Origin of the sequence: Pseudomonas sp. NCCP-436, assembly GCF_019656335.1 — a bacterium.
Lineage (GTDB): Bacteria > Pseudomonadota > Gammaproteobacteria > Pseudomonadales > Pseudomonadaceae > Aquipseudomonas.
Genome location: NZ_BPLZ01000009.1, coordinates 1 through 17,043 on the forward strand (window position 1 = coordinate 1; position 17,043 = coordinate 17,043).

The 17,043-nt window shown below is 62.0% G+C and carries 20 protein-coding genes and 1 pseudogene; 3 read left to right on the forward strand and 18 right to left on the reverse strand.

Features of this window, described 5'->3' with window-relative positions:
* The 10 genes and pseudogenes from NCCP436_RS17655 to ubiE form a co-directional block, all read right to left on the reverse strand.
* Positions 1-669: pseudogene (locus tag NCCP436_RS17655) on the reverse strand (IS3 family transposase); the annotation flags it as partial.
* A 103-nt stretch (positions 670-772) separates the two neighbouring features.
* The gene (locus NCCP436_RS11005) at positions 773-1,483 is read right to left on the reverse strand and encodes a 16S rRNA (uracil(1498)-N(3))-methyltransferase (RefSeq protein WP_220804047.1); all 711 of its coding nucleotides are present in this window, start codon (positions 1,481-1,483) and stop codon (positions 773-775) included.
* Positions 1,480-2,265, reverse strand: a complete 786-nt coding sequence (gene tatC / locus NCCP436_RS11010) for a twin-arginine translocase subunit TatC (RefSeq protein WP_220804048.1) — start codon at positions 2,263-2,265, stop codon at positions 1,480-1,482. The genes NCCP436_RS11005 and tatC overlap by 4 nt, the downstream gene beginning before the upstream one ends.
* Positions 2,262-2,603: a Sec-independent protein translocase protein TatB gene (gene tatB, locus NCCP436_RS11015; RefSeq protein WP_220804049.1), complete on the reverse strand. Its 342-nt coding sequence runs from the start codon at positions 2,601-2,603 to the stop codon at positions 2,262-2,264. Before tatB ends, tatC begins: the two co-directional genes overlap by 4 nt.
* Before the next feature lie 12 nt (positions 2,604-2,615).
* Entirely contained in the window at positions 2,616-2,849 is a 234-nt protein-coding gene (gene tatA / locus NCCP436_RS11020; RefSeq protein WP_220804050.1) for a twin-arginine translocase TatA/TatE family subunit, read from the reverse strand.
* Between the two features lie 23 nt (positions 2,850-2,872).
* The gene (locus NCCP436_RS11025; protein WP_220804051.1) at positions 2,873-3,205 is read right to left on the reverse strand and encodes a phosphoribosyl-ATP diphosphatase; all 333 of its coding nucleotides are present in this window, start codon (positions 3,203-3,205) and stop codon (positions 2,873-2,875) included.
* Positions 3,198-3,599: a phosphoribosyl-AMP cyclohydrolase gene (hisI, locus tag NCCP436_RS11030; protein WP_220804052.1), complete on the reverse strand. Its 402-nt coding sequence runs from the start codon at positions 3,597-3,599 to the stop codon at positions 3,198-3,200. The genes NCCP436_RS11025 and hisI overlap by 8 nt, the downstream gene beginning before the upstream one ends.
* 53 nt (positions 3,600-3,652) lie before the next feature.
* A complete protein-coding gene (ubiB, locus tag NCCP436_RS11035) occupies positions 3,653-5,230 on the reverse strand; it encodes a ubiquinone biosynthesis regulatory protein kinase UbiB (protein ID WP_220804053.1) in 1,578 nt (525 codons plus the stop codon).
* Entirely contained in the window at positions 5,227-5,841 is a 615-nt protein-coding gene (locus tag NCCP436_RS11040; RefSeq protein WP_220804054.1) for an SCP2 domain-containing protein, read from the reverse strand. The genes ubiB and NCCP436_RS11040 overlap by 4 nt, the downstream gene beginning before the upstream one ends.
* Positions 5,841-6,611 carry a bifunctional demethylmenaquinone methyltransferase/2-methoxy-6-polyprenyl-1,4-benzoquinol methylase UbiE gene (gene ubiE, locus NCCP436_RS11045; RefSeq protein WP_220804055.1) on the reverse strand — a complete coding sequence of 257 codons (771 nt, stop codon included), beginning with the start codon at positions 6,609-6,611 and terminating at the stop codon, positions 5,841-5,843. Before ubiE ends, NCCP436_RS11040 begins: the two co-directional genes overlap by 1 nt.
* A 140-nt stretch (positions 6,612-6,751) precedes the next feature.
* On the opposite strand from ubiE, the gene NCCP436_RS11050 reads away from it, so the two are divergent.
* The 3 genes from NCCP436_RS11050 to NCCP436_RS11060 all read left to right on the forward strand — a co-directional run bounded on the left by NCCP436_RS11050 (position 6,752) and on the right by NCCP436_RS11060 (position 8,370).
* Entirely contained in the window at positions 6,752-7,027 is a 276-nt protein-coding gene (locus NCCP436_RS11050) for a polyhydroxyalkanoic acid system family protein (protein WP_220804056.1), read from the forward strand.
* A gap of 148 nt (positions 7,028-7,175) precedes the next feature.
* Positions 7,176-7,610: a phasin family protein gene (locus tag NCCP436_RS11055; protein WP_220804057.1), complete on the forward strand. Its 435-nt coding sequence runs from the start codon at positions 7,176-7,178 to the stop codon at positions 7,608-7,610.
* 10 nt (positions 7,611-7,620) lie between these two features.
* Positions 7,621-8,370, forward strand: a complete 750-nt coding sequence (locus tag NCCP436_RS11060) for a phasin family protein (RefSeq protein ID WP_220804058.1) — start codon at positions 7,621-7,623, stop codon at positions 8,368-8,370.
* A 37-nt stretch (positions 8,371-8,407) separates the two neighbouring features.
* On the opposite strand, the gene NCCP436_RS11065 is transcribed toward NCCP436_RS11060, so the two are convergent.
* The 8 genes from NCCP436_RS11065 to argS form a co-directional block, all read right to left on the reverse strand.
* Positions 8,408-9,022 carry a TetR/AcrR family transcriptional regulator gene (locus tag NCCP436_RS11065; protein ID WP_220804059.1) on the reverse strand — a complete coding sequence of 205 codons (615 nt, stop codon included), beginning with the start codon at positions 9,020-9,022 and terminating at the stop codon, positions 8,408-8,410.
* Positions 9,023-9,140: 118 nt separating this feature from the next.
* Positions 9,141-9,995 (reverse strand): poly(3-hydroxyalkanoate) depolymerase, encoded by an 855-nt coding sequence (gene phaZ, locus NCCP436_RS11070; RefSeq protein WP_220804060.1) that lies wholly within the window; start codon positions 9,993-9,995, stop codon positions 9,141-9,143.
* Between the two features lie 135 nt (positions 9,996-10,130).
* Positions 10,131-11,813: a class II poly(R)-hydroxyalkanoic acid synthase gene (gene phaC / locus NCCP436_RS11075; RefSeq protein ID WP_220804061.1), complete on the reverse strand. Its 1,683-nt coding sequence runs from the start codon at positions 11,811-11,813 to the stop codon at positions 10,131-10,133.
* Positions 11,814-12,098: 285 nt separating this feature from the next.
* Complete coding sequence (locus tag NCCP436_RS11080) at positions 12,099-12,470, reverse strand: gamma-butyrobetaine hydroxylase-like domain-containing protein (RefSeq protein ID WP_220804062.1); 372 nt, start codon at positions 12,468-12,470, stop codon at positions 12,099-12,101.
* Positions 12,471-12,529: 59 nt separating this feature from the next.
* Complete coding sequence (gene hslU / locus NCCP436_RS11085; protein ID WP_220804063.1) at positions 12,530-13,870, reverse strand: HslU--HslV peptidase ATPase subunit; 1,341 nt, start codon at positions 13,868-13,870, stop codon at positions 12,530-12,532.
* A gap of 42 nt (positions 13,871-13,912) precedes the next feature.
* Positions 13,913-14,443 carry an ATP-dependent protease subunit HslV gene (gene hslV, locus NCCP436_RS11090; RefSeq protein ID WP_220804064.1) on the reverse strand — a complete coding sequence of 177 codons (531 nt, stop codon included), beginning with the start codon at positions 14,441-14,443 and terminating at the stop codon, positions 13,913-13,915.
* A 95-nt stretch (positions 14,444-14,538) separates the two neighbouring features.
* On the reverse strand, positions 14,539-15,213 hold the full coding sequence (locus NCCP436_RS11095) for an SPOR domain-containing protein (protein ID WP_220804065.1): 675 nt from the start codon (positions 15,211-15,213) through the stop codon (positions 14,539-14,541).
* Positions 15,214-16,965, reverse strand: coding sequence for an arginine--tRNA ligase (gene argS / locus NCCP436_RS11100; RefSeq protein ID WP_220804066.1), 1,752 nt, complete (start codon positions 16,963-16,965; stop codon positions 15,214-15,216).
* Positions 16,966-17,043: the final 78 nt, after the last annotated feature.

The following is a 17,043-nucleotide window of genomic DNA, read 5'->3' on the forward strand; positions in this document are numbered from 1 at the left end:
TGCGCTCTGGTTCCTGCGCGGTGAAGTCGCGCTCCAGCAGGTTTTTCACGCCTGCTGGACGGCTGCTGGCCACTCTCCCAAAGCCACGCCGCTTCCGGCGTGGCCAGCCTTGAATTTGCTCAGCCGCCATCAGGCGAGCAACGCGATTCAGGCTGACGGTTTCGCCCTCGTCGCGCAGATCCTCGTGCATGCGTGGTGCTCCGATCACACCACGGCTGTCTTCGTGAATCTCACGAATGCGCATCACCAGGCGCGCATTCTCTTGAGCACGTGAGCTTGGCTCGCGATCCTGCCAGGCATAGTAGCCGCTGGCGGAAACCTTCAGGCAACGGCACATCAGGCGTACCGGGTACTCGTTGCGGCAGCGCTGGATCACCGTGTACCGCTCGATGACTCCTTGGCAAAGTACGCTGCCGCGTCTCTTAAAAAATCACGTTCCTTGGTGACCCGGGCCAACTCACGCTTGAGGCGGGCAAGCTCCTCATCCCGCGGGCTTCCCGTTCCAGGGAAGGCTTTCTCAGTGCCTGGTTGCGCCTCCCGCACCCAGCGTGTGAGCAGGTTGGGGACCACACCAATCTCCAGGGCCACCTGCCGGCAGCTCGCCCCTGAACGACGAACCAGCTCGATGGCTTCCCGCTTGAATTCAGGGCTGTATTTCTTGCGCTTCATGAACACTCCTTCAGCTCGGCGTGAGCTTACTCGAAAGTGTCCGTGTTAACGGGGTAGAACCCGTATTGTCTTGCCTGCCTCTTCTACGTTTTTCAACGGCCTGTTAGAACAACCTGGCCAGTAACGCTGGCACCGCCGTTTCCACTCGCAGAATGCGTTCGCCGAGCTGTACCGGCTGCAGCCCGGCGGCTTCGCGCAACAGTTCCACCTCGTAGGGAATCCAGCCACCTTCCGGGCCGATGGCCAGGGTCACCGGCTCTTCTACCGCTCGTGGGCAGGCCGGGTAGTCGCCAGGATGGCCGATCAGACCAAGCGTGCCGGCCGCCATCCTGGGCAGGTGATCCTCGACGAAGGGCTTGAAGCGTTTTTCGATGCTCACTTCGGGCAGCAGCGTATCGCGCGCCTGCTCCAGGCCAAGGATCAGTTGTTCGCGGATCGCTTCAGGTTCGAGAAACGGCGTCTGCCAGAAACTCTTCTCCACTCGGTAGCTGTTGACCAGCACCAGGCGTGCCACTCCCATGGCGCTAACGGTTTGTAGTACGCGCTTGAGCATTTTCGGGCGCGGCAGGGCGAGGATCAGGGTCAGCGGCAGTTTGGCTGGCGGCGACTGGTCGAGCTTGATCTGCAGCTCGGCATGCTCGGTATCCAGTGCAAGCAGCCTGCCTTCGCCCATCAGCCCACCAAGGCGGCCGACTCGAAGGCGGTCGCCAGCCTCGGCACGGTGGACTTCATGCAGGTGTTTCAGACGCCGACCACTGAGGCGTACGCGATCAACGCCGACGAAGTCGGCGTCCTCCAGCAGCAGCAGATTCATGGCAATGATGCGGGCGGCTGGCCTGTGGAGTCGGCGGACTGTTCCTGCTCGCGCTTGCGCCGTACCAGCGCACCGGCCAGTACGCCCGCCTCGAACAGCAGCCACATGGGTACGGCCAGCAAGGTTTGCGAGAACACGTCCGGCGGCGTCAGCACCATGCCGACTACGAAGCAGCCGACGATCACGTAGGGGCGGCTCTTACGCAGGGTGGCGACATCGACGATGCCGACCCAGATCAGCAGGAAGGTGGCAATGGGGATCTCGAACGCTATGCCGAAGGCAAAGAACAGGGTCAGGACGAAATCCAGGTACTGACCGATGTCGGTCATCATCGCCACGCCTTCGGGTGTCACGCTGGCGAAGAAACCGAACATGATGGGGAATACCACGAAGTAGGCAAAGGCCATGCCTGCGTAGAACAACAGGATGCTGGAAGCCAGCAATGGCACGGCAATGCGTTTCTCGTGGGTGTAAAGTCCAGGCGCAATAAAGCCCCAGGCCTGATGCAGGATCGCCGGCATGCCGAGGAACAGCGAGCACATCAGCGTCAGCTTAAAGGGGGTGAGAAAGGGGGATGCCACGCCTGTGGCGATCATCGTCGCGCCTTCCGGCAGATAGGCACGCAAGGGGGCGGCTACCAGGGCATAGATGTCCTGGGCGAAATAGAACAGCCCGGCGAAGATCAGTAGGACGATCACTACGCAGCGCAGCAGGCGCGTGCGTAGCTCGGTCAAGTGCGAGACCAGAGGCATTTCCTGGTCGGTTTCCGGCGTTTTACTCATGGCTGGGGATTCTGGTCTTGAGGCGCTCGTGTTTCAGCTTCCGCATCGGAACGAGTAACAGGTTCCTCCTGCCGGCTGTTAACAGTGGCGGTCAGCTCCTGCTTCATCGCCTTCATCTCTCGCTCCAGCTCAAGGATCCGCTCATTGTGCAGCTGGCGACGGATCTCGTCGGCGCCGATTTCTCGTTCTACCTCGGCCTTGATTGCCTGGAAGCTGCGCTTGAGCCGGCCGATCCATAAGCCGGCCGTGCGTACGGCGCCGGGCAGGCGCTCGGGACCAAGCACCACCAGGGCTACCAGGCCAACCAGGAGCAGCTCGCTCAAACCGATGTCGAACATGGCGGTTTGTCCTTAGTCTTTCTTCGCCGGCTCTTCCACCTTGCGCGCCTGGGCGTCGATGGTCTGGCCCTTGCTGTCTTCTACGGAAGGCTTGCCAGTCTCGCCGCTGTCCATCGATTTGCGAAAGCCCTTGATGGCGTCGCCCAGATCCGAGCCGAGGTTTTTCAGGCGCTTGGTGCCAAACAGCATGACCACGATGAGCAGGATGATCAGGAGTTGCCAGATGCTGATTCCGCCGAGACCCATGATGCGTTCTCCGTAGTAGAAGGTTATTCGTGAGACCGTGCGGCTTTTTCCGCATGGCCGGAAAGGCCAAAACGCCGCTCCAGTTCGTCGAGCACGGCCTGCGGATGCTGGCCAAGGGCGGCGAGCATGACCAGGCTGTGGAACCACAGGTCGGCGGTTTCGTAAATCAGATCGGCGCAGTCACCGCTGCGCTCGGCATCTTTGGCGGCGAGGATGGTTTCCACCGACTCCTCACCCACTTTTTCCAGAATCTTGTTCAGCCCCTTGTGGTAGAGACTGGCGACGTACGAGGTGTCGGGGGCCGCGCCCTTGCGCGCTTCGAGAACCTCGGCCAACCGGCTTAGAGTATCAGTCATGGCGGTGCTCCGCGGAGTAGATTGCATGCGGATCCTTCAGAACCGCTTCGACGGTTTTCCAGGTACCGTCCTCCAGCACCCGGTAGAAGCAGCTTTCCCGGCCGGTGTGGCAGGCAATGCCGCCGAGCTGCTCGACCTGCAGGACGATGACGTCGGCGTCGCAGTCCAGACGCAGTTCATGCAGTTTCTGCACATGGCCGGACTCCTCGCCCTTGCGCCATAGTTTGCCACGCGAACGTGACCAATAGATGGCACGCTGCTCGGCTACGGTGAGGGCGAGGGATTCACGGTTCATCCAGGCCATCATCAGGATGCGGCCGCTTTGGTAATCCTGGGCGATGGCGGGCACCAGGCCGTCTTCGTTCCAGTGAATGTCGTCAAGCCAGTCGTTCATGGGTGATCCGTATCAGTTGCTCTGCCAAGTGTGCCAGTGCCATACAGAGCTGGCTATCGGCGTGCGATGAGATAAAGGCCGCTGGTCAGCATCAGCCAGGCTGGCCAGGTATCCGGCAGGTAGCCCGGCCCTTGCAGCACTCCACCGGCCACCAGCGCCGCTCCGATCAAATGCAGCGGCCAGTGGCGCTCTACTGCTTGCGGCTGGCCGGACTGGTGCAGGCGCTCGAGGGTTTCGCGGGCAATCTGCGAAAGATGCGGCACCTGCTCGGCCTGCTGCTGCAATTGGCGCAGCACGTGGCGTGGGCTCATGCGCTCGCGCATCCAGCGTTCCAGGTAGGGTTGTGCAGTGCTCCACAGATCCAGATCCGGGTACAGCTGGCGGCCAAGGCCCTCAATGTTGAGCAGGGTCTTCTGCAGCAGTACCAGTTGCGGCTGCACTTCCATGTTGAAGCGACGCGCGGTCTGGAACAGACGCAGTAGCAGTTGGCCGAAGGAAATGTCCTTCAGCGGTTTTTCAAAGATAGGTTCGCACACGGTACGGATCGCTGCTTCGAACTCGTTGACTTTGGTATCGGCCGGCACCCAGCCCGAGTCGATGTGCAGTTGCGCCACCTTGCGGTAGTCACGCTTGAAGAAGGCGAGCAGATTGCGCGCCAGATAGTCCTGATCTTCGTCGGTGAGGCTGCCGATAATGCCGCAGTCAATGGCGATGTACTGCGGGTCCCACGGCGTTCGGGTGCTGACGAAAATATTGCCAGGGTGCATATCGGCGTGAAAGAAGCTGTCGCGGAACACCTGGGTGAAGAAAATTTCCACACCTCGTTCGGCCAGCAGTTTCATATCGGTACGCTGGTCGGCCAGAGTCGACAGGTCAGTGACCGGCACGCCGTAGATGCGCTCCATCACCAGTACCTGTGGGCGACAATAGTCCCAGTACACCTGAGGTACGTAGAGTAGCGCCGAGCCCTCGAAGTTGCGTCGCAGCTGGCTGGCGTTGGCGGCCTCGCGCAGCAGGTCGAGTTCATCGTAGATGGTCTTCTCGTAGTCGCTGACCACCTCCACCGGGCGTAGCCGGCGGGCGTCGGCCGAGACCTTCTCGGCGATGCGGGCAATCAGGAACAGCCAGGCCAGATCCTGGCGGATCACCGGTTTCAGCCCCGGGCGCACCACCTTGACCACCACTTCCTCGCCGCTTTTCAGTTGTGCGGCATGTACCTGGGCGACCGAGGCCGAGGCAAGCGGATGGCTGTCGAAGCGGGTGAACAGGCGGCCGACGCTGGCGCCGAGCTGTTCTTCGATCAGTGCGATGGCCTGGCCTTCCGGGAAGGGTGGTACCTGATCCTGCAGGCGCGCCAGCTCGTCGGCGATATCCGCTGGCATCAGGTCGCGCCGGGTCGACAGCAACTGGCCGAACTTGATGAAGATCGGTCCCAGTTCTTCCAGCGCCAGGCGCAGGCGCATGCCGCGCGACAGTTGTAGCGGCTTGCGTGGCCGCCAGCGCCACGGCAGCAGCCAGGCAAGGGCACGCAGCCAGGCTGGTAGCGGAAGCTCCAGCAGCAGCTCATCCAGTTGGTAGCGAACGACTACGCGCTGGATGCGCAGCAGGCGGCGAACGGCGAGTAGTTTCATGCGTCGGGCGCTCGTTGGCTCAGGTGTTCGATGCGCGCCTCAAGTCGGTCGAGGGCGAGCTTGAGCTGATCGAGTTCGTTGAAGCGGGCTTCGGCTTCGCGCTGGCCCACCAGGCTGCGAGATTCCTCTGCCAGGAAGTCAGCCAGATTCTGCCGGAGGCTGGCTACGCTGCTGCTGGTCAGATTCACCCGGCTGCGCAGATGTCCGGCAAGCAGGGGCGTGGCCAGCGGGCCTAGCCAGCGAGACAGTTCGTATTCCCAGTCCAGTTCCAGATCCTGGAGGATATCTGCCAGTTGCAGCAGAACGCCGCTGTCACCGTCCAGTGAGACTTCCGGGGCATGCAGTACGCTGGTCTTGTCGCGACTTACAGCCAGTCGCACCAGGCTGGCAGCTGGTGCGCAGAGGCTGCAGTCGGCATCGACGTGCCATTGACCAGCCAGTTGTAGACCGTCCCCGCTGGGCAGCAGGTAGAACGAGAAGGCCGGGTTGCTGCCATGCACGGCGATAACCTTGCCGCTCAGCGCCTGCAGGCGCGGCAGGGCGGTGGCATCGAGGCGCAGGACGCGGTTGAGTCCTGCCTCGACGCCTGCCAGCAGTCCGGTGACCAGCATTAGGGCTTGATGCCGCGGTGCAGGGCGACGATGCCGCCGGTCATGTTGTGATAGGTCACACGCTCGAAGCCGGCCTCGACCATCATCGCCTTGAGCGTTTCCTGATCCGGGTGCATGCGGATCGACTCGGCGAGGTAACGGTAGCTGTCGGCATCGTTGGTGATCAGCTTGCCGGCCAGCGGCATGAAGCTGAACGAATAGGTGTCATAGACCTTGGCCAGCAGCGGGTTGCCCGGCTTGGAGAATTCCAGCACCAGCAGGCGGCCGCCCGGCTTGAGCACGCGCAGCATGGAGCGCAGGGCGTCTTCCTTGTGGGTGACGTTGCGCAGGCCGAAGGCGATGGTGACCACGTCGAAGTGGTTGTCCGGGAAGGGCAGCTTTTCGGCGTCGGCCTGGACGAACGAAACGTTGCTGGCCACGCCCTTGTCCAGCAGACGGTCACGACCGACCTTGAGCATCGAATCGTTGATGTCGGCAAGTACTACCTCGCCGGTCGGTCCGACCAGACTGGCGAATTTGCGGGTCAGGTCACCGGTACCACCGGCGATGTCCAGCACACGGTTGCCCGGGCGTACGCCGGACAGCTCAATGGTGAAGCGCTTCCACAGCCGGTGCAGACCGCCGGAGAGCACATCATTCATCAGGTCGTACTTGGCGGCCACCGAGTGGAATACCTCGGCGACCTTTTCCGCCTTCTTGCTTTCCGGCACGCTCTGGAAGCCGAAATGGGTGGTGGGTTCCTGCTCCTGGGCTTTGCGTGGGTCGCTCATATCGCTCTACCGGCTGAAAATCACCGTCCATTCTAAAGAGGGTCCGGCCCTTTGTCTTGCCCGGCTGCCCGTCGGCACCACAGACTGCTAGAGTGGCGTGACCCCATGCCGCAGGCCATGTTGTCGATCAAGGAGTTGCCATGTCTCGCATCCGTGTTGAACGTTCCCATTCCCTTGGCCGCGAGGCCGCACGCACGAAGGCCGAGCAACTGGCCGAACGACTGGCCAGCGAGTATGAGGTGCGCTATCGCTGGCAGGGTGACACCCTGGAATTCCGTCGCAGCGGTGCCGAGGGCAGTATTGAGGTGGGCGACAGTACGGTTCGGGTGGAGCTGAAACTGGGCTTGCTGCTGTCGCCCATGGGCGGAATGATCCAGCGCGAGATCGAGCGTGCACTGGACAAGTCGCTGGCCTGAAGCGATTGCTTTCAACGTCGCCGCGCGCAATACGTGGTGGTGCTGTATGCCGGTCTAGTATGTGATTTCTAATTTTTCTCCTTAGGGTGTACCCAAGCCTGCATTTCGTGGGCGTTTCCGCTAACTGAAAGAATGCGTGAGGTGCACCATGTCGAAAGTTGCCGTGGAGAAGGACGTCGAAATCGATAGCCAGGCCAAGAACGGGCTGCTCGGTGATGTGAAGGGCTATGCCCGCAAGATCTACCTGGCCGGCCTGGGCGCCTACGCCAAGGCGGGAGCCGAGGGGCTCGAGTATTTCCGTGAGTTGGTCAAGACCGGGGAGCAAGTCGAGGGCAAGGGCCGCAAGCGGGTGGATGAACAGGTCGAAGCGGCCAATAGCCGGATCGAACTGGTAAAAAACAATGTCACGGAGCTTAAGGGTAAGGTCGATGTCCAACTCGAGCGAATTGAGCGGGCCTTCGATACACGAGTGGCTGCCGGGTTGAGCCGTCTCGGTATTCCGTCCCGGCAGGATGTGGAAATGCTCTCTGCTAAGCTGGATGAGTTGAGCGCCCTGCTCGAGCATGTCGCGCGTACCAAATAAGGAGATCAGGATGGCTATCAAGAAGAAAACCGAGAAACAGGCTGGCTCCTGGGTCGGCGAGGTGGAGAAATACTCGCGCCAGATCTGGCTGGCAGGCCTGGGTGCTTACTCGAAAGTGAGCAAGGACGGCACAAAGCTGTTCGATGCGCTGGTCAAGGATGGCGAAAAGGCTGAAAAGCTGGTCAAGAGTGAGGTCGACAAGCAGGTCGAGGCGGTCAAGAGCGGGGTTGGTGGCGCACGCTCCAAGGTCGACAAGGTCAAGGACAAGGCAATCGGCAAGTGGAGCGAACTGGAGGAGGCCTTCGACAAGCGGCTAAACAGTGCCATCTCACGCCTGGGCGTACCCAGCCGAGTTGAGGTCAAGGCGCTTAGCGAGAAGGTCGAAAGCCTGACTCGGGAGCTGGAGAAGCTTGCCGGCGTGAGCGCCCAGTCGGTGGCCAAGCCGGCCGCGAAAACGACTGCCAAGGCTGCTCCCAAACCGGCGGCGAAGAAGCCTGCTGCCAAGACCGCTGCAAAACCGGCGGCCAAGGCTGCTGAAGGTGCCAAGGCTGCGCCGAAGACGGCTGCCAAAGCAGCTGCGAAGAGCCCTGCCAAAGCAGCGACTGCGGCCAAGCCGGCTACAGAGAAGAAGCCAGCAACCCGCAAGCGTACGGTGGCCAAGCCTGCCGCTGCTCCGCAGGCTCCTGTCGCAGAGACTCAGGCTGCTCCGACTGCAGAGGTTCCGGCCACTGCCCCAGCTGCCGAGCAAAGCGCCTCCTGAGCCACACCAGGCCGCCCAGTGTCGCGCTGGCGGCCGCTCAGCCCTGCAGATAACGCAGGGCGAGCTGTTCTACGGTGGGCCTCACCATCTCAGTGAGATGCGGCGCAACCAGCATCATGATCTGGTACACCACCAGGCGTACCTCGGCCTCCTCGCCGAGGATGCGCTGGTAATCGAGCGAGAACAGCAGGGTCATAGTGATCTGTTCCAGCAGTTGACCCAATGCCTGAGTGTCACTGTCTAGTTGACCATTGGCCATCAGCCGCGCCAGTAGCGCCGCCAGGGTGCGCTTCAGTGCATTAACCCAGTGGCGTACTCCCCTGGCCAGTTTTGGCAGGCGGCCGGCCAGGTTCGACAGATCCTGGAAGAGGAAACGGTACTGCGCCAGGCGCTCGACTATCAGATGTAGGAACAGCCAGTAGTCTTCCACTTCCAGGCGTGCTTCAGCCGGCGGATCAAGCAGGGGAGCCATTTCGCTCTGGAAGCGCTCGAACAGCTCCATTACCAGCGGCTCCTTGCCGTGGAAGTGGTAGTAGAGGTTGCCCGGACTGATCTCCAGCTCGTTGGCGATCTCCAGGGTTGAAACATTGGGCTCGCCCTGTTCATTGAACAGCCGCAGGGCGGTCTGCAGAATGCGTTCGCGAGTCTTCATGTGCTGCTTCCTGTGCGTGACCAGGGCGTGTAGCCGGCCTTTCCTTGAATAATTCCGTAGAGAGCTGCCTGCAGCTTCAAACCGGCTGATTGGACAAGTACGAGGTGCCGGTTGTTTGTCAGGGCCGGATGGTGGAGGGCGGCGGGTGCATCACCGCGCGTTGCCGCTCCTCCTCAAGAAATTTCATGATGAGCGGCGCCACAGCCTCGGCTCGGGTTACCAGGAACAGGTGTCCGTCGTCGATGACGTGCAGCTCGGCGTTGGGAATGCGCCAGGCCAGCAAGCGCATATTGATCAGCGGGATCAGCGGATCATCGTCGCCAGCCATCACCAGGGTCGGCTGGCGGATTTTGTGCAGCCAGTGGATGCTGGTCCAGCCGAGCCCGGCGAACAGCTGCCAGTAGTAGCCGAGCTTGCCGCCGGAGCGAACCTTGCTGGCATGCGCAGTGGCCAGCCCTGGATCGCGGCGGAAGGCGCCGCCGTAGATGTCCGGCGCAATTTGTACACCATAGGACGGCTGGATGTAGCGCCGTGGACTGGCCATGCGCCAGAGCACTTTGGGTTTACCCGGAATCATCACGGCTCCGGCCGAGGTGGCGGCAAGGATCAGCTTCTTGCAGCGCTCGGGGTAGTCGTGGGCGAACTGCTGGGCCAGTGCTCCGCCCCAGGATACGCCGATGGCATTGACCTGGCCGTAGTTCAGGTAATCCAGCATGCGTGCCGCCAGCTTGGCCAGGCCGGGGAAGCGGTAGGGCGTGATCGGGGTGGATGAACCGCCGACACCAGGCACGTCGAAGGCGATGATCTCCAGGCCCGGGTCGAGTGCGGCGACAAAGGGCATCACCAGCTCCAGGTTGGCGCCGATGCCATTGAAGATCAGAAGTGGCACCAACTGACCATTGCCGGGGCGGACGGCGGTGCGAAGCGTCTGGCCATCGAGGTCGATGGTGCGAAAAACGAATGGTTGCGACATGGGGGCAGCCCCTAAGCAGTTGAGTGCCGGGCACGGTCTTCCGAACCGCATCCGGGATGTCCAGGACGAGCCTGGCGAGCCGGCACTTGGGCACTGGTCGGCGGCACATCCAGGTGCCGCCGAGGGGGCTGCCGATCAGCGTTCATGCACATAGGTACCGGGCGAGGCTTCCCCGGCCGGGTACTTGCGGCTGCCGAGCGTGCGTGGCGCATTCTTCTGCTCGCCCGAGCGCGCGCTGAGCCAGCTCTGCCAGTGCAGCCACCAGGAATCAGCGTGCTTGGTCGCGCCCTCGAGCCACTCACGCGGCGAGGACGGGCGTTCGCTGTTGGTGGAGAAGCGCGCCTTGAGGTTGCCTGGCGGGTTGAGGATGCTCTGAATGTGCCCGCTGTTGGAAAGGATGAACTCGACATTACAGCCGCTGAACAGAAGTGACGACTTGTAGCAGGTCTCCCAGGGCGTGATGTGGTCGGTGGTGCCGGCCACGCAGTAGATGTCGGTTTTGACCTGGCTCAGGTCGATGGGTGTGCCGCAGACCTCCAGCGCATTGGGGCGCAGCAGCGGGTTGTGCTTGAACATCTCTACCAATTCGCCGTGGAAAGCGGCTGGCAGACGAGTGGTGTCGTTGTTCCAGTAGAGGATGTCGAATACCGGCGGTTCGTTGCCGAGCAGGTAGTTGTTGACCCAGTAGTTCCAGATCAGGTCGTTGGGCCGCATCCAGGCGAACACTTTGGCCATGTCCTTACCTTCCAGTACACCGGCCTGGTAGGAGCGGCGCTTGGCTGCTTCCAGAGTCTTTTCGTCGGCGAACAGTGCGATCTGGGTGTCGAGGCTGAAGTCCAGCACGCTGACCACCTGGGTCACAGCATTGATCTTCTGCGTGCCGAGGGCGGCCAGATGGCCAAGCAGTGCCGCTACGGTAATGCCGCCGGAACATGCGCCGAGGGTGTTGACGTCCTTGCTGCCGGTGATGGTGCAGACCACCTCGATGGCCTCCTTGAGGGCCTCGATATAGGTGGTCAGGCCCCATTCGCGGTTCGTCGGGGTCGGGTTGCGCCAACTGACGATGAAGGTCTGGATGTGGTTGCGCAACAGGAAGCGCGCCAGGCTTTTGTCTGGTGACAGATCGAAGACGTAGAACTTGTTGATTTGCGGTGGTACCACCAGTAGCGGGCGTTCATGCACTTTTTCGGTAATGGGCCGGTACTGGATCAGTTCCAGCACATCATTGCGGAATACCACCGCGCCTTCGGTGGTAGCGAGGTTCTTGCCCACCTCGAAGGCGGCCATGTTCACCTGGCTGGGCAGACCACCGTTGTGCACCAGATCCTTGGCCAGATGCGACAGGCCATCAAGCAGGCTCTTGCCGCCGGTTTCGAAAAAGCGTTTGACCGCGGCCGGGTTGGCCATGCTGTTGGTCGGCGCCATGGCCTCGGTCATCAGGTTGATGACGAAATGACCACGACTGGCATCCTGCTCGGACAGCGAGCTGTGTTCGATCCAGTCGTGCAGTTCCTTGCGCCAGGCTAGGTAGGCTTGCAGGTAGCGCCGGTAGAGTGGGTTCTGGCTCCAGGTGGGGTCGTTGAAGCGGCGATCCCCCTCGTCGGGCTGGAGCCTGGACTGGCCGAGCATGACGTTCTTTAGCTCCAGGCCGAAGTGAGCGGCGTGCTTGGCACTGTGGAAGGGTTGCTTGAGTGCCTGGGCCAGCACCATGCGCGCGGAGGCGAGCAGATCCCGGCTCTGGATGCCGATAACCGGATTGAGCCCCAGGGTGTTTTCCGAGGCCTGGCGTTTCAGCTCTTCGTTATTCTTGTCACTCATCTACGACGCTCCATTGTCCTGAGGCAAATACCGGCCCGTGGTGGGCGTGACGACTCGGGGCCCGGTAGTGCTCGGGTTGCCGGGTACAGATCAAATCCGCGCATTGCATTCGCCAGTGACGAATGCAGAGAACCTGCCAGATCCTTGGTTACCCGAGTTTTGACAGTTAGGCAAGCAGGTCAATGGCGCGGGAGTATGCCGCGATAAATTAGAAAACGCGCTCTAACTGGCGTCGAAGTGCAGGGTATGGGGCGGGGATGGCTCTGCGTCGCGGGTTGTGCTTGGTCAGAGCATCAGGCGTACGACTGATTCATTGGGGTCGCGGGATTTTCCGGCGGCGGCAAGCTGGGCCAGGTAATCGGCCCACAGGGTTTCCTGGCGGGTGGCCAGTTCATGGAGATAGTCCCAGGTGAACAGTCCGCTGTCATGGCCGTCGTCGAAGCACAGTTTCAGTGCATAGTTGCCGGCCGGCTCGATACGCTCCAGGCCAACGTTCAGCTTGCCGCTCTGCAGAACCGGGTTGCCGTGACCCTGAACTTCGGCCGAGGGGGAGTGGACACGCAGGAATTCGGCGCTCAGCCGGTAGGACTGTTCACCGTAGCGCAGTTCGAGAATTTTCGAGGCCTTGTGCAGCTTGATGGCGCTGGGAATGGGCATGGCGGGTATTTCCCGGGCGAAGGCCGGATGCACGTAGCCCGCGCATCCGGCCGCAGTAGTTACAGAATGTAGCGCGACAGATCTTCATCCTGCGCCAGTTCGCCAAGATGGCTGTTGACGTAGTCGGCATCGATGCGAATGGCCTGGCCATTCTGCTGCACGGCCAGGTCGCCGGCGCTGAAGGAAACTTCTTCGAGCAGCCGCTCAAGCAGGGTATGCAGGCGGCGGGCACCGATGTTCTCGGTCTTCTCGTTGACTTGCCAGGCAATCTCCGCCAGGCGCCTGATACCGTCCTCGGTGAACTCGATGTTCAGCCCTTCCGTCTTGAGCAGGGCGCTGTACTGCTCGGTGAGCGAAGCGTGCGGTTCGCTGAGGATGCGCTCGAAATCCTGCGGGCTCAGGGCCTTGAGTTCGACGCGGATTGGCAGGCGACCTTGCAACTCAGGCACCAGGTCGCTGGGTTTGGCCAGATGGAAAGCGCCCGAGGCAATGAACAGGATATGGTCGGTCTTGACCATGCCCAGCTTGGTATTGACCGTGCAGCCCTCGATCAGCGGCAGCAAATCGCGCTGCACGCCTTCGCGGGAGACGTCGGCGCCACCGGTGTTGCCACGTTTGGCAACCTTGTCGATCTCGTCGATAAAGACGATGCCGTTCTGCTCCACCGCTTCCAGTGCACGGGCCTTTAGCTCTTCCTCGTTGACCAGGCGTGCGGCTTCCTCGTCGCGCACCAGCTTGAGTGCGTCGGCTACCTTCAGCTTGCGGGTCTTCTTCTTGCCTTTGCCGATGCTGGCAAACAGGCTCTGGAGTTGGCTGGTCATCTCCTCCATACCTGGGGGGGTCATGATTTCCACGCCCATGGGCGCGTCAGCCACCTCGATGTCGATTTCCTTGTCGTCGAGCTGGCCTTCGCGCAGGCGCTTGCGGAACAGCTGGCGGGTGTTGGAGTCCTCGTTGCGCACCGGCTCGTCACCGAAGCCCTGGCGTGCGGGTGGCAGCAAGGCATCCAGGATGCGCTCCTCGGCAGCGTCCTCGGCACGGTGGCGTACTCGAGTCATTTCCTGCTCACGCAGCATCTTCACGGCCGCGTCGGCCAGGTCGCGGATGATCGACTCGACGTCACGACCGACATAGCCGACCTCGGTGAACTTGGTGGCCTCAACCTTGATGAACGGGGCGTTGGCCAGCTTGGCCAGGCGCCGGGCGATCTCGGTCTTGCCGACACCGGTCGGGCCGATCATCAGGATGTTCTTCGGCGTCACTTCCTGGCGCAGCTCGGCCGGTAGCTGCATGCGCCGCCAGCGATTGCGCAGGGCAATGGCGACGGCGCGTTTGGCGTCGTCCTGGCCGATGATGTGGCGGTTGAGTTCGTGAACGATCTCACGGGGCGTCATGGACATGGAGTCGGGCTCGCTATCGAAAAAGCTGTGAGGCAGTGGACGTTACTGAGTGGCGTCCAGTTCCTCGATGGTCTGGTGATGGTTGGTGAAGACGCAAATGTCGCCGGCGATGCCTAGTGCGGTTTCTACCACTTCGCGGGCGGACAGGTCGGTCTTCATCAGCAGGGCGCGTGCCGCGGCCTGGGCGAAGTTGCCGCCGGAGCCCATGGCGATCAGGCCTTCCTCGGGCTCGACCACGTCGCCGTTGCCGGTAATGATCAGTGAGGCATGCTTGTTGGCTACTGCCAGCATGGCCTCCAGTCGGCTCAGACTGCGGTCGGTGCGCCAGTCCTTGGCCAGTTCGACGGCGGCGCGCACCAAGTGGCCCTGATGTTTTTCCAGCTGGCCTTCAAAGCGTTCGAACAGGGTAAAGGCGTCGGCGGTAGCTCCGGCGAAGCCGGCCAGCACTTGGCCGTGGTAGAGCCGGCGAACCTTCTTGGCGTTGCCTTTCATCACGGTGTTGCCCAGGGAAACCTGGCCGTCACCGGCCATCACGACCTTGCCGTGGCGGCGAACTGAAACGATGGTGGTCAAGGAAGAGTCTCCACGCTGCGGGGCGAACTGCCCGAATGAAGACTCAGATGGGGGAGCCGTCGCCGTTTTTCAAGCGGCGACGCTGCAGGTGTTGATCAGCGTACCTGGCGCTGTTGTAACAGCAGGTTGCTAAAGCCGCTTGAGGCAAGGGATTTCTGGGCGCTGGCCAACTGTTCACGACTGGCGAACGGGCCCACCAATACCCGGTGCCAGGTTTCGTCACGCACCTTGCCGGTCTCCACCCGCACATTCTGGCCAAGCAGGATGATCTGTGCGCGTAGGCTGTCGGCATCCTCGCGCTTGCGGAACGATCCGGCCTGGAGGAAGAACTGGGTAGTGATCGGGGCGCTGGCGACCACGGCCGGTGGCGGTGGTGGGGTTTCGCCATTGAGCGCGGCAAGAGCGCGGGCCTCGTCGATCTTTGCTGCTTGCTCCGGAGTCACGGGTTTGCTCGCCGGTGGTGGCGCTGCCGGTTCTTCCAGTGCTTGCGGCAGGATCACCTCGGATTCCGGCAGCAGGGTGTAGAAGTCGTACTTGGGCTTGGCCGGTTCGGCGGGTTTCGGCTTGACCTCCGGTGTGCTGTTGCGTACCTGCTCGCCGCGGTCGCGCTTGATCTCGTCGCGACCGGGTTCGAGGCTGAACAGGAACATGAAGAAACCGCCGATCACCAGGCCGCAGGCCAGCCAGATCCAGCCGGGCACCGGCTTCTTCGCTGGGGGCTGATAGCGGCTGGCGCCGCGCTTGGGTGCCGGTTTCTTGCGTGCAGCCATTTACATCCGCTCCAGGGTTTCCAGGCCGAGCAGCTCCAGGCCCTGCTTGAGGGTGCGGCCGGTGAGGGCGGCCAGGCGCAAACGGCTCTGCTGGGTTGCTTCGTCTTCGGCGTTGAGGATGGGGCAGTTCTCGTAGAAGCTGGAGAACAGACCAGCCAGGTCGTACAGGTAACTGCACAGCATGTGCGGTGTTCCCTTGTCGGCAACGCTGCCGAGCAGTTCGTTGAACTGCGCCAGCTTGGCGGCCAGGGCCTGTTCCTGTTCTGCCGCCAGGCGAATTTGACCGCCGATATCATCCAGGCTGCGGCCCAGCTTGCGGAACAGGCTGGCTACCCGGGTGTAGGCATAGAGCAGATAGGGCGCGGTATTGCCCTCAAAGCTCAGCATCAGCTCGAAGTTGAAGCTGTAGTCGCTGGTGCGGTGCTTGGACAGGTCGGCGTACTTCACCGCACCGATGCCCACGGCTCGGGCAATGGTGCGTAACTCGTCCTCATCCAGCTCAATGCCGCGCTCCTGATTACGCGTCTTGACCAGCTCGTAGGCGCGCTGTTCGGCTTCGTCGAGCAGGTCGATCAGTTTGACCGTGCCGCCATCTCGGGTCTTGAACGGACGACCGTCGGCGCCGTTCATGGTACCGAAGCCCATGTGTTCGAGTTGCATGCCGTCGTGGACGAAGCCGGCACGGCGTGCCACTTCGAAGGCCATCTGGAAGTGCAGGGCCTGACGCTGGTCCACGAAGTACAGGGCACGATCGGCCTTGAGCACCTGACTGCGGTAACGCATGGCCGCCAGGTCCGTGGTCGCGTAGAGGTAGCCACCGCCGGCCTTTTGCACGATTACGGGCAGCGGGTTGCCTTCGGCATTCTTGTACTCATCGAGGAAGACGCACTGGGCGCCGTTGTCCTCGGTCAGCAGGCCCTTGTCGCGCAGTGACTGGACGATGTCCGGCAGATCCGCGTTGTAGGCGCTTTCGCCCTTGACGTCGGCCATGCCCAACTTGACGCCGAGGCGGTCGTAGACCTTCTGGCAGTGAGACAGGGAGATGTCGTTGAAACGGTGCCACAGCTTCAGGCACTGCTCGTCTCCGGCTTGTAGTTGGACGACCAGCTCACGGGCGCGATCGGCGAACTCGGCCGAGTCGTCAAAGCGTTTCTTGGCGGCGCGGTAGAAACCTTCAAGATCGGCCAGCTCGCTTTCGGCAGCGCTCGGGTTTTCCTCCATGAAGGCCAGCAGCATGCCGAACTGGGTGCCCCAGTCGCCGACGTGGTTCTGGCGGATGACTTCGTCGCCGAGAAACTCCAGCACCCGGGCTATCGCGTCGCCGATGATGGTCGAGCGCAGGTGGCCGACGTGCATTTCCTTGGCCAGGTTCGGCGAAGACAGGTCGATGACCACGCGTTGGGCCGCACCGGCCTTGCGCACGCCGAGACGCTCGTCAGCCAGCGCGTCTTCCAGGCGCTGGGCAAGGGCGTCTGTGCTCTGGAAGAAGTTGAGAAAGCCTGGCCCGGCGATTTCCACCTTGGCGATGCCGGCATCGGCGGGCAGTGCGGCGATGAGTTTTTCGGCCAGGTCGCGCGGTTTCATGGCGGCGGGTTTGGCCAGCATCAGGGCGATATTGCTGGCGAAGTCACCGTGGCTCTTGTCCTTGGTGTTCTCCACCTGGATGGCAGGCGTCAGACCGGCTGGCAGCGTGCCTTCGGCAGTGAGGCGGTCGAGAGCTTGCTGGATCAGGTGGCGAATGCTGTCTTTCATGGTCGGCTCGGGTTGCCTTGGGGTATTGGTCGAAAACTGCGCATTATAAGAGCAGCAGTGACTGCCAGGCCACAGGCT

Coding starts and splice junctions, on each gene's coding strand:
- NCCP436_RS11005 (WP_220804047.1), bottom strand. CDS start 1,483: ATGAATCTGCTGCTGCTGGAGGACGCCGACTTCGTCGGCGTTGATCGC.
- tatC (WP_220804048.1), bottom strand. CDS start 2,265: ATGAGTAAAACGCCGGAAACCGACCAGGAAATGCCTCTGGTCTCGCAC.
- tatB (WP_220804049.1), bottom strand. CDS start 2,603: ATGTTCGACATCGGTTTGAGCGAGCTGCTCCTGGTTGGCCTGGTAGCC.
- tatA (WP_220804050.1), bottom strand. CDS start 2,849: ATGGGTCTCGGCGGAATCAGCATCTGGCAACTCCTGATCATCCTGCTC.
- NCCP436_RS11025 (WP_220804051.1), bottom strand. CDS start 3,205: ATGACTGATACTCTAAGCCGGTTGGCCGAGGTTCTCGAAGCGCGCAAG.
- hisI (WP_220804052.1), bottom strand. CDS start 3,599: ATGAACGACTGGCTTGACGACATTCACTGGAACGAAGACGGCCTGGTG.
- ubiB (WP_220804053.1), bottom strand. CDS start 5,230: ATGAAACTACTCGCCGTTCGCCGCCTGCTGCGCATCCAGCGCGTAGTC.
- NCCP436_RS11040 (WP_220804054.1), bottom strand. CDS start 5,841: ATGCTGGTCACCGGACTGCTGGCAGGCGTCGAGGCAGGACTCAACCGC.
- ubiE (WP_220804055.1), bottom strand. CDS start 6,611: ATGAGCGACCCACGCAAAGCCCAGGAGCAGGAACCCACCACCCATTTC.
- NCCP436_RS11050 (WP_220804056.1), top strand. CDS start 6,752: ATGTCTCGCATCCGTGTTGAACGTTCCCATTCCCTTGGCCGCGAGGCC.
- NCCP436_RS11055 (WP_220804057.1), top strand. CDS start 7,176: ATGTCGAAAGTTGCCGTGGAGAAGGACGTCGAAATCGATAGCCAGGCC.
- NCCP436_RS11060 (WP_220804058.1), top strand. CDS start 7,621: ATGGCTATCAAGAAGAAAACCGAGAAACAGGCTGGCTCCTGGGTCGGC.
- NCCP436_RS11065 (WP_220804059.1), bottom strand. CDS start 9,022: ATGAAGACTCGCGAACGCATTCTGCAGACCGCCCTGCGGCTGTTCAAT.
- phaZ (WP_220804060.1), bottom strand. CDS start 9,995: ATGTCGCAACCATTCGTTTTTCGCACCATCGACCTCGATGGCCAGACG.
- phaC (WP_220804061.1), bottom strand. CDS start 11,813: ATGAGTGACAAGAATAACGAAGAGCTGAAACGCCAGGCCTCGGAAAAC.
- NCCP436_RS11080 (WP_220804062.1), bottom strand. CDS start 12,470: ATGCCCATTCCCAGCGCCATCAAGCTGCACAAGGCCTCGAAAATTCTC.
- hslU (WP_220804063.1), bottom strand. CDS start 13,870: ATGTCCATGACGCCCCGTGAGATCGTTCACGAACTCAACCGCCACATC.
- NCCP436_RS11095 (WP_220804065.1), bottom strand. CDS start 15,213: ATGGCTGCACGCAAGAAACCGGCACCCAAGCGCGGCGCCAGCCGCTAT.
- argS (WP_220804066.1), bottom strand. CDS start 16,965: ATGAAAGACAGCATTCGCCACCTGATCCAGCAAGCTCTCGACCGCCTC.